Below are 10125 nucleotides of genomic sequence, written 5' to 3'. Positions count from 1 at the left end.
GGCGTTGTTGCAACGAGCCTGGGGCCCGCGGCAGCGCAACAAAGCCCAAATGGGCGTTGTTACAACGAGATTGGGGCCCGCGGCGCCGCAACAAAGCCCAAATGGGCGTTGTTGCAACGAGCCTGGGGCCCGCGGCAGCGCAACAAAGCCCAAATGGGCGTTGTTGCAGCGCACCCCAGAAGCCCGCGACAGCGAAACAAGGTCCCTTCAAGCGGCAAAAAACCTTCACTTCCACAATAACAAATGGAGGTGAAGGTTCTTTTGCATATCACTGCAAGTCCAGCATGCGTTCGAGCCATGGATAAGACTGTTCGCCGCAGACTTCGTGGCCGCCGGGGAACAGAACGCTGCTCAGGCGCTCCGGCACGCCGGCAGCGAGGTACACCCGTTCGAGTACTTCCAGCGCTTGCTTCGTGCCGTGTAGCGGAAACAGGTGGTCGTTCACACCGGCTTCGACGAACAGCGGCCGCGGCGCGATCAAGCCGATCAAGTCCGGCATTTCCGCATAGGCGAGGATGTGCGGAATATAGTTGTCGAGACAGTGGCGACGATCCAAAATGCTGTCCCTGAACGTGTTCGTATAACAGCTGATGACGGCGGCGCGAATTCTTTCGTCCAGAGCGGCGGTGTACGCCGCGATCAGGCCGCCGCCCGATAAACCGTAAATGCCGATTCGGGACGAATCGATATCGTCCCTGCCGCACGCGTAATCGATCGCCGCGATCGTCTCCTGAATACGCAAACCTGCGATCGATTTGCCGATCATCAGCAGGAAAGCGCCGATCGGGAAGCAGGAGTTCGTATCCCTGTTTACAATCGGCTCATGCTCAAGCTTGCGGTCGCCGAACCCGATCAGCTCGGGAACGATGACGGCGAAGCCTCGCTGGACTAGCGATACGCCGAATTTGTGGTGCACGTTCGGATCGTCTCCGCTGTCCTGTCCGTCCGGCAGCAGTCCGACAGCCGCTTTGCTGCCGTAGCCGTGCCCGTGACAGGCGACGACGAGCGGCGGCTTACGCCCGGCATTCCCTTGGCGCTTCGGGATCAGCAGATAGGTCGGCATCAGCAGCGACTCGGCTGTCCGAAGCTCAAGCCGTTCCCGAACGTAATCGCCGCAGTCTACCGTCTCTACGATCCGAGCCTCGCCGGTAAAACCGACATCGTGAAACGCTCCGAGCGATTCTTTGAACCGGGCAAGCAGCTCCTTGCGCCAAGCTTGCCACTCGGACGCCGAGGCGGCTTGGAACGAAAGCCGCCTCGTTTCGTTCTTATACAATTGTTCGATATAAGCATCGGGATTCCACATCGGCATCCAGCTCCCGTCTATTCCTGTTTCGCCGTCGCTTCAATCTCCATCGCAGCCATAATGAACGGCGCAACGCCCTTCGGATCGTCGGTTCGCGTAGGCTCTCCGACATAGTACTCATAGGTACCGTAGCGGTATGGCTTGTTCCCCAAGCCGGCTACGCTGCAAATATGCTCGAGCTGCAAGCCGCCGTCCGGCGCTGTCGAGACGCAGCGGTTCAGCAGCCCTTCGAAGCCGCGCCGGGCCGCTTCCAGCTCTCCGCTGCCCAAGTAGCCGTGGCGGGCGCCTTTGGCCAGCGCGTAAACGAACATACTCGAACCCGAAGCCTCCAAATAGTTGCCGGCCCGATCGCCCTGATCGAGAACCTGGTACCACATGCCCGATTCCTGATCCTGCACCTTAACGATCGCTTCGGCAAGCCGGTAGAAGATGCCGACGATTTCGCCGCGCTTCGGATGGGTGATCGGCAGGAGGTCCAGCACGTCGACGACGGCCATCATAAACCAGCCGACCGCGCGCGACCAAAACTGCGAGGAAAGTCCGGTAACTTTATCGGCCCAGAGCTGCTCGCGGCTTTCGTCCCAGCCGTGATACAGCAGGCCGGTCTTCGGGTCGCGGGAACGCTTCTCCATCAGCAGGATTTCGTTCGCGACGTCGTCGAACCATTCCGGCTCATTATGGGCGACGGCATAAGCCGCCAGGAAAGGCGAGGTCATATAGACGCCGTCAAGCCACATCTGGTACGGATAAATTTTCTTATGCCATAATCCGCCTTCACTCGTGCGGGGGTGGCTGCGCATTTGATTCATCAGCAGCTCGATCGCTTCGCGATACTTCTTCTCGCCTGTCTGCTCGTGAAGCACGAACAGCGCTTTGCCTTGATTGATTTGATCGACATTATATTCGTTCAAGTTGTACGTATCGATCGTGCCGTCTTCCCGTACGAAGATGTCCACGTTGCTTCGGATGTAATCGAAATAACGCTGGTCGCCGGTCAGCCGCCACAGCCGCTCGCATACCGTCAGCACACAGCCGGTTTCATAATTCCAATTTCTGCGCTTCTGGTAAGGCATGTCGGATACGATCGGATAACGGGACATAAAGGAATCAGCCATTTTTAAGGACCATGTTGTCACAGCAATAACCTCTATTCTATTGAAAATGATGATCTATGAAGACGTCGCCTTCCCGAAGGAAGGCGATGGAATCAGCCTTTGACGGAACCGACCAAGGCCCCTTTAACGAAGTACTTCTGCAGGAACGGATACACAATCAGGATCGGCAGAGTCGAGATCGCGATAACGGCCATCTTGATCGTTTGCTCCGGCGGCTTGACGAAGCTGAGGTCCGAAGTATCGGCCGTAAAACCGCTGGCTACAATGACGATCTGGCGCAGCAGGACTTGAATCGGCCATTTCTCGGCCGTGTTCAGGAACATAACCGCATTGAAGTAGGTGTTCCAATAGTTTACAGCATAGAACAGAGAGATGGTAGCGATCGCCGGCATCGACAGCGGCAGCACGATCCGGAACAGGATGCCGAAGTCGTTGCAGCCGTCGATCTTCGCGGATTCCTCCAGGCCGTCCGGCAGGTTCGAGAAGAAGCTGCGCAGAATGATCAGGTTGAAGGCGTTCACCGCGACAGGAAGAATCAGCGACCAATACGAATCAATCAAGGCCATTTCTTTCACGACGAGGAACAGCGGAATGATCCCCGGATTGAACAGCATCGAGAAGACGATCAGGAAGTTGAAAAATTTCCGGCCGTCCAAATCTTTTCGGGTCAGGCCGTAAGCCATTAAGGAAGTAAGCAGCATACTGACAAACGTGCCGACAACAGTAACGCCGACCGATACGCCGAGCGCACGGAAAATCGAGTCCGTGGATAAAATGTACCGGTACGAATCCAAAGTGAACGTCGTCGGGAACAGAAGAAACGGCTTATTCGCGACTTCCGATTCCGTAGCAAAGGAAACGGCCATAACGTGCATGAACGGCAGGAACGTGACAATCGCTACCAAGGCAAGCAGCAGTACGTTCACCGTATCGAACATCCGGCCTCCGAATGTTTTATCTCTAACCATATTGAAACCTCCCGGATCGAGCCGATTTTAATATACGCCTTCTTCGCCGAACTTCTTCGCCAGCTTGTTGGCAATGAGGACAAGGAACAGGCTGATGAACGATTTGAAGAATCCGACGGCTGCGGTGTAGCTGAATTGTCCTTGCTGCAAGCCCGCCGTATACACGTACGTATCGAGAATTTCCGCGACCGGACGGTTGATGGAGTTCAACAGCAAATATACGTGCTCAAAGCTCAAGTCAAGTACGTGGCCGACGCGTAAAATCAGCAGTACGATGACGACGCTGCGGATCGCAGGGAGCGTAATATGCCAAATTTGTCTGAACCGGCCTGCGCCGTCCATGCGGGCGGCTTCATAAAGACCCGGGTCGATGGAAGCGATGGCCGCCAAATAGACGATGGTTCCCCAGCCCGCTTCTCTCCAGATGACCTGAATAATGTACATCGGGTGGAACCATTCGGGGCTCATCAGGAAGTTGATTTTCTCAAAGCCTAATGCGGCAAGCATTTCGTTAACGATTCCTCCGTCTTTGGTCAGCATGACGAACGAGATCGACACGATGATAACCCAAGACAGGAAGTGGGGAATATAGATGACGGTTTGTACGATACGTTTGAAAAAGGCGCCGGCAACCTCGTTGAGCATAATGGCCAAGATGACCGGAACCGGAAAGAAGATCACAATGTTTAGCACGAACAAGACTATGGTGTTCTTGAAAATATTCCAAAAATCCGGATCCGTGAACAGTCGTTCGAAATGCTGGAAACCAACCCACTCGCTTCCGAAGAAGCCTTGATACGGAACGTATTCCTGGAAAGCGATGATCAAACCGAACATAGGAATATATTTGAAGATCAAGAAGTACAATAACCCCGGTAAAATCATGATGTACATATACCGATTACGGATTAGTCGCTTCAATAATGGACTTTCCGTCTTGCCGATCGTAGCGGATTGCTGTTGTACGGCTGCATCTCGCATGGCGCTCTCCCTCTCCTTTTTAGGCCCCCAAGCTTGATTGTGAAAAGAAAAGGCTGTTGAAGCGGATTCAACAGCCTCTCCTGGCAATCAATTACTTGCCGCCGCTTGCTTTATAAGAAGCATTGAATTCTTCGATGATCTTGGCGCCGCCTTGCTCTTCCCACTTCTTAACGGCGTCCTGGAAGCCCTTCTCGTCGATGTTGCCCAGGATGTACTTATACGTTGCGTCCTTGATGATGTCTTGCAGCTTAGCGCCCTTCTCGTTGTACGTTTTGGAATCGAGCGGGTTCGTCGGATCCTGGAGCGCGAAGCTTTCCGCTTCTTTAATAAGCTGCTCCGCTTTCTCACCGACCGGATACTGATAGCTTTGCGGCAAAATGTTCGTAATGCGGGCCAGTGTCATGCCTTGGTAAGGCGATACGTCTTTCGCCAGCACCTTCGCATCGGCTACCGGTACTACCTTGCCGTCCTTCAGCGTGTAGTTAGGACCTTCCAGGCCGTAGTACAGCGCATTAGCGATATCCTTATCGAACAGCTTGTCGGCGAAGGCAAGCAGCTTCTTCAGCTCGGCTTCGGATTTCACGGCAGATTTCGGGAATACGAGCACCGTGCCGTAGCCGGGTACCGCCCATGTAGCCGGTTTGCCGGTTGGGCCGATGATTTTGTTCACGACTTCATATTGAGCGTCCTTCACGTTCGGCAGCGTCTTGCGCATCAGCTGCGGCTCGGCGTCCTGCAGCGAACCGATGTACATGCCGGCGCGGCCCGTGAACATCATGTTTTGCTGGTCGGTCTTGGAGGTCACCGGGAAGTCCTGGTTGATCAAGCCTTCCTTATGCAGCTTCTTGATGAAATTCATCGTATCCATGTAGCCCTTCGTCTTGAACTCCGGCACCAGCTGGCCGTTCTCTACGCCCCAGTTGTTTGGCGTTCCGAAGTAGGAGCTGAGAGTTTTGAAGGAGCCATAGACCAAATCGTTGCGGTCGGCAAGCGGCACTGTCTTGCCGGCGCCGCCGAGGTCCGCTTCTTTGAATTTCTTCAGCATATTGTACAGATCGTCCGTTGTCTTCGGCTCCGGAATGCCCAGCTTATCCGCCCAGTCCTTGCGGTACATCACACCTTGGCGGGCCATCGGCAGCTCTTGATACAGCGTGTAGATTTTGCCGTCGACGGTCGTATTCTTCAGCACCTCGGGGTTCAGCTTGCTCAGGTTCGGATAATCCTTCAGGTAAGGTCCGATTTCCCAGAATTGGCCGCTCTTCAGCGCGCTGCGCAAATTAATGAAGGAAGCTGCGTTTTTCAGGTAGGAAATCATCGGCAGGGAGCCGGTGGCGAGTGCAGCCTGGAACTTCTCGTCATAGCTGCCGTCCGGAACCCATTGAATCTCCAGCTGCGTGTTTGTTTTTTCCTCGACGAATTTCTCGACGGTGTCGGAAGGCGTTTCCGGGTTCTTCAAGTTAATCATCATCGTAATCTTCGTCGGCGTATTGGACTGTGCTGCATTATCTTTGCTGCCGGCTTTGTCTGCCGGTGCGCTGGTGTTGCCTGCACCGCAGGCTGCGAGTGCGCTGGTTGCGATGAGCGCTGCGCTTAACGTGCATGTCCATCTAATGGTGCGTTGTAATGGTTTCAATGTGTTTGACCTCCCGTAACGGTGTTTGTGGGGTACGCCTTCACTGTACGGCATGGGGAAAAGGTGCGTAAATAATCATAAGCTCACATCCGGCGCCGTTACTGGGTTTTTGCCTGCTTTACCCGTAAGGAAATGCCGAATATGAGCTAATGATTATGCCCGTTATGCAGTTAGGAACGCCCTATGATTTCGCGCCAGCGCTGCGGTACGCCTCATTGTATTCTTCAATGATTTTGTCGCCGCCCCGGCTTCTCCACGTCGCTATAGCCTCTGCAAAGCCTGAGCCGTCGATGTGACCGAGTATATAATCGTAAGTGGCGTTTGCAATGAATTGCGAAAGCTCGGAGCCTCTTGTTTCATTCGTCGGTGAAGCGAGATGCTGGGCCGGATCGACGATCAAGATGTTCTCGTTGTCGGCAACCAGCTTATCCGCCATGACCGTCAACGGAGTAAGCGACGCCTCGTCAATCGGCAGCAGGTTCGGATTGTTCAGATTGTTGATCATCAGCGGCAGGAACGGGAATACTTCCGTATTTTTATAATCGGCCATTTCGGGCTTCAGCACCGCTTTGCCGGACTTCTCCACGTACGCCTTACCCGGCTGGCCGTATGCAAGCAGGTTGGCTACGTCCGCATCCAGCGTCCTGTCGAAGAAAGCGAGCACGTTCTTGAGATCTTCTTCCGTCGGGATCGTCTTCTTGGAAAATAGCAGCACCGAGCTGTACCTGGGAATCGACCACACGCCATAGCCTTTCGGTCCTTTGATCCGGTTGACCAGCGTGAGCTCGGCCTTCGGATTGAGCTTCTTCATTTCATCGAGCAGCCGTGGGGCGTCGGTTAGGGCGCCGATGTAGATGCCGGCCTTGCCGCTGATGAACATATACCGCTGGATCTGCTTGCTGGTAACGGCGAAATCGGGATTGACTACGCCTTCATTATATAGCTTCTTCATGAAATTCATCGTGTCCATATACTCCGGCGACATGAACTCGGGCACCAGCTTGCCGCCGGAGACGCTCCAATTGTTCGGGGTGCCGAAATAGGAGGAAAGCGTCTTGAAGGCGCCGTACATCAAATCTTTACGGTCGGCGAGACCAATCGTATCGTTGGCGCCGTTGCCGTCCGGATCGCCCGTTGTGAACCGTTTCATGATATGATAGAGTTCGTCGATACTCGCAGGCTCCTTCTCATTCAGCTTGTCCAGCCAATCTTTGCGAAGGATGACACCCTGCCGGGAAGAGGGGCGCTGCGTGTAGAGACCGTAAATTTTCCCGTCGACGGCAATGTCGTTCAAAATCTGTTTGTCCAGATTGCGCAGGTTCGGATAGGAGCTCAAATAGGGGCCGATTTCCCAAAATATGCCGGAGCGGATCGCATTCTTTCCATAAGACTCGTAATCGGGCTGAGTTACGGAGGTTACCATTCTCAGTGAATTCGTTTCGATCGCATTGCGAATCCGATCCGTATAAATATCGTTGGGCACCCAATCGATGTCCAGCTTCACGCCGGCAGTTTGATTTACGGCTTCAACGGAGGCCGCATCGGGCACTTTCGTGTGGTGCAATGGAAGCATAATGCTAATTGGCTGATTTTGTTGTTGATTTTGGCTGCCAGAAACGTTAGTCTTATTGGTGCAACCGCTTCCAGTGGTAATGGCCAAAATGATCGCTATTACCGTGTATGCCCGTTTGATTGTTTTTCGCGGCATCGTCATTCCCCCCCATCATGCATAACTGGATTATACATAATTCGGTCTTTGAATGAAATGTGATTCAAGAATAAATAAGGAGGCAGACGGATGCGTAACTATAGCTTTTTGGCCAAAATGACTTTATTCGGCTGTCTCTTGTGCACGCTTCCCGTTTTGTTCGTTGGATTTTTCTCCTATTGGCAATCGTCTCAGGTGATTCAGAAGCAGGCGAGCCGGTCGCAATCCCAGATGCTGGCGCAAATGAACGCCAATGTTGAACAAATTTTACTGGCTATTTATCATTCCCTCAATCAGCTTTCCGATTCGACGGTCGTGCAAAAAATGATGTCCGAGCCGTTCGACCCGAGCGACTACAAGCTGTACAACGATTTACGCAAAGAAATCAGCAATACGGAATCGTCGTATACGAAGGTCGAAGACGTCGTGCTGATTGATTTCCAGCATAATTGGATGGTTAAAAATTCGGGCATATATACGTTTGATCGCTACCTTCATTATCGGCAAATTTCCAATCTCATTATGCTTCCTAATACGTTCAATTGGGTGCTGAATCCAAGCATTTGGTTCTACAGCGAGGAGACGGCTAATTCGGTTCCTTGCGCCTATACGATCAGTCTGGTCAAGAAGCTTCCTGCCCAAAGTCCGGACAAGAACGGGCTGGCGTTCGCCAACATACCGACCTGCAGCCTGACCGAGATGGTGAAGTATTCTCCGGGAGAGTCGGAATCGATCATGATCATCGACGATCTGAATCGGATTTTGTATCACAGCAACCCTTCCATGATCGGCAAATACGCGAGCGATTCGGGCTTTGTAACGAACCCGCTCGATTTGAAGGAGCCGACCGGCCAATATCGGATGGAGCTCAAGGACGAGACATACACGGTGACGTACCGGCGATCTTCTTTCAACAATTGGCTGTATGTATCGGCTATTTCGATTGACAGTCTGACGAAGGAAGCGAAGCAAATCGAACGGTTTACGATCGTCATCAGCCTCGCTATCGTGGTTGTGTTTGCGCTGATTGCCCGTTTCGGATCGCGCCGGATGTACTCGCCGATTCGGAATCTGGTTATGCAGATCGGCGGAATTGTTCCGCGTCAGCGGGAAGGGAAAGGCAACGAATTCGATCTGATCAGCGACAAGCTGCAGGAGCTGTTCCGTTCCAAGTCGCAGCTGGAGAAAGAAGCTTACACGCATATCCAGCAAGCGCTGACCTTGTTCATTATGAAGATGTTCCAGGGAAGCCTGCGCCGCAAAGATCTGGAGGAAAAGCTGGAGCTGTTCGGGTTCGGCGACAAGGTGGCCGGATGGAAGCAGATGACGGTCATCACGCTGCAGATCGATACCCTTGACAATACCCGTTACAGCAAAGAAGATCTGGAGCTGCTGCAGTTCGCCGTTAACAATATCGCCGAGGAGCTCATCCCGGCCGACGTCCGGTTTCCGTCCTTGACCATTGATCAAACGACGGTTGTTCTCATCGGCTCATCGGATACGGAGCAGCAGGAATTCAACGCGTATGTAGCCGCGATAGCGGAATCGATTCAGCGTACGGTGGAGCAGCTGCTGAAGCTGAAGCTCAGCATCGGCATCAGTCTGCCATTCTCCGATCCGAAGAATGCCTCCGTTGCGTACCGGGAAGGGCTGGAGGCTCTCAGACACCGGTTCCATTTGGGCGAAGGGGTCATTATTCCGTATGCGCATCTGAATGAAGGCAAGCATAGAAAGCAATTCAGCTATCCGGGGCTGACGGAAACCGAGCTGCTGGATGCGATCGTACTTACTGACGAGGACAAAGCCAGAGGGCTGTTGAAGTTTTTCATGCAGCAGGTGCTGAAGGAGGATTTGACACCGCAGGAGTATCAAATCCCGATGTTCCGCTTGCTGAACAGCCTGCTGGTGTTCGTCCAGCAGTCCGGCGTCACGATGGGGCAATTGGGCGCGCGGGAAGGATCGTTTTACGAGGAGCTGAACAAGCTTTCGTTCGCCGCCGAGATCGAGGAGTGGTTCTGGGCGAAGCTGATTCGTCCGCTGATCGGTATTTTCCAGGATCGGAACAATTCACAGTACCAGAACATTTCCGAGAAAATGATCGAGATGATCAGCAAGCATTACGATACGGATCTCACGATTGAGCAGTGCGCGGCGAAGCTTCATTACAACGCCAACTATTTGAGCGGCGTATTCCGCAAAGAAACCGGCATGACGTTCAGCGAATACTTGTCGAACTACCGGCTCAATATGGCGAAGAAATGGCTGGCCGAAACCGACATGACGGTCAAAGAGATTGCCGAAAGACTGCAATATATGAATTCGCAAAACTTTATCCGTTCTTTCCGCAAGCAGGAAGGCATTACGCCGGGGCAATACCGCACGAATCATCAGAAAATCGCGACCTAAATCGTTCA

General features: G+C 53.2%; 7 protein-coding genes. 1 reads left to right on the top strand and 6 read right to left on the bottom strand.

Annotated elements, in window-relative coordinates; translation table 11 throughout:
* Positions 1-268 precede the first annotated feature (268 nt).
* The 6 genes from ACFFK0_RS19750 to ACFFK0_RS19725 all read right to left on the bottom strand — a co-directional run bounded on the left by ACFFK0_RS19750 (position 269) and on the right by ACFFK0_RS19725 (position 7576).
* Complete coding sequence (locus ACFFK0_RS19750; protein WP_377472037.1) at positions 269-1306, bottom strand: alpha/beta hydrolase family protein; 1038 nt, start codon at positions 1304-1306, stop codon at positions 269-271.
* A 17-nt stretch (positions 1307-1323) separates the two neighbouring features.
* The gene (locus ACFFK0_RS19745) at positions 1324-2421 is read right to left on the bottom strand and encodes a glycoside hydrolase family 88/105 protein (protein WP_377472041.1); all 1098 of its coding nucleotides are present in this window, start codon (positions 2419-2421) and stop codon (positions 1324-1326) included.
* A gap of 92 nt (positions 2422-2513) precedes the next feature.
* On the bottom strand, positions 2514-3389 hold the full coding sequence (locus ACFFK0_RS19740; RefSeq protein WP_377472036.1) for a carbohydrate ABC transporter permease: 876 nt from the start codon (positions 3387-3389) through the stop codon (positions 2514-2516).
* A gap of 27 nt (positions 3390-3416) precedes the next feature.
* Positions 3417-4370 carry an ABC transporter permease gene (locus ACFFK0_RS19735; RefSeq protein WP_377472035.1) on the bottom strand — a complete coding sequence of 318 codons (954 nt, stop codon included), beginning with the start codon at positions 4368-4370 and terminating at the stop codon, positions 3417-3419.
* 91 nt (positions 4371-4461) lie between these two features.
* Positions 4462-6003 carry an extracellular solute-binding protein gene (locus tag ACFFK0_RS19730; protein WP_377472034.1) on the bottom strand — a complete coding sequence of 514 codons (1542 nt, stop codon included), beginning with the start codon at positions 6001-6003 and terminating at the stop codon, positions 4462-4464.
* Positions 6004-6184: 181 nt separating this feature from the next.
* Positions 6185-7576, bottom strand: coding sequence for an extracellular solute-binding protein (locus ACFFK0_RS19725; protein ID WP_377472033.1), 1392 nt, complete (start codon positions 7574-7576; stop codon positions 6185-6187).
* A 225-nt stretch (positions 7577-7801) separates the two neighbouring features.
* On the opposite strand from ACFFK0_RS19725, the gene ACFFK0_RS19720 reads away from it, so the two are divergent.
* Positions 7802-10117: a helix-turn-helix domain-containing protein gene (locus ACFFK0_RS19720; RefSeq protein ID WP_377472031.1), complete on the top strand. Its 2316-nt coding sequence runs from the start codon at positions 7802-7804 to the stop codon at positions 10115-10117.
* The last annotated feature ends 8 nt before the right edge of the window (positions 10118-10125 follow it).

Source organism: Paenibacillus chartarius, from assembly GCF_042432825.1.
In the GTDB taxonomy this organism is placed as follows: domain Bacteria; phylum Bacillota; class Bacilli; order Paenibacillales; family NBRC-103111; genus Gordoniibacillus; species Gordoniibacillus chartarius.
The sequence above is the reverse complement of the archived record's forward strand: the minus strand, read 5'-3'. Positions and strand labels throughout refer to the sequence as shown.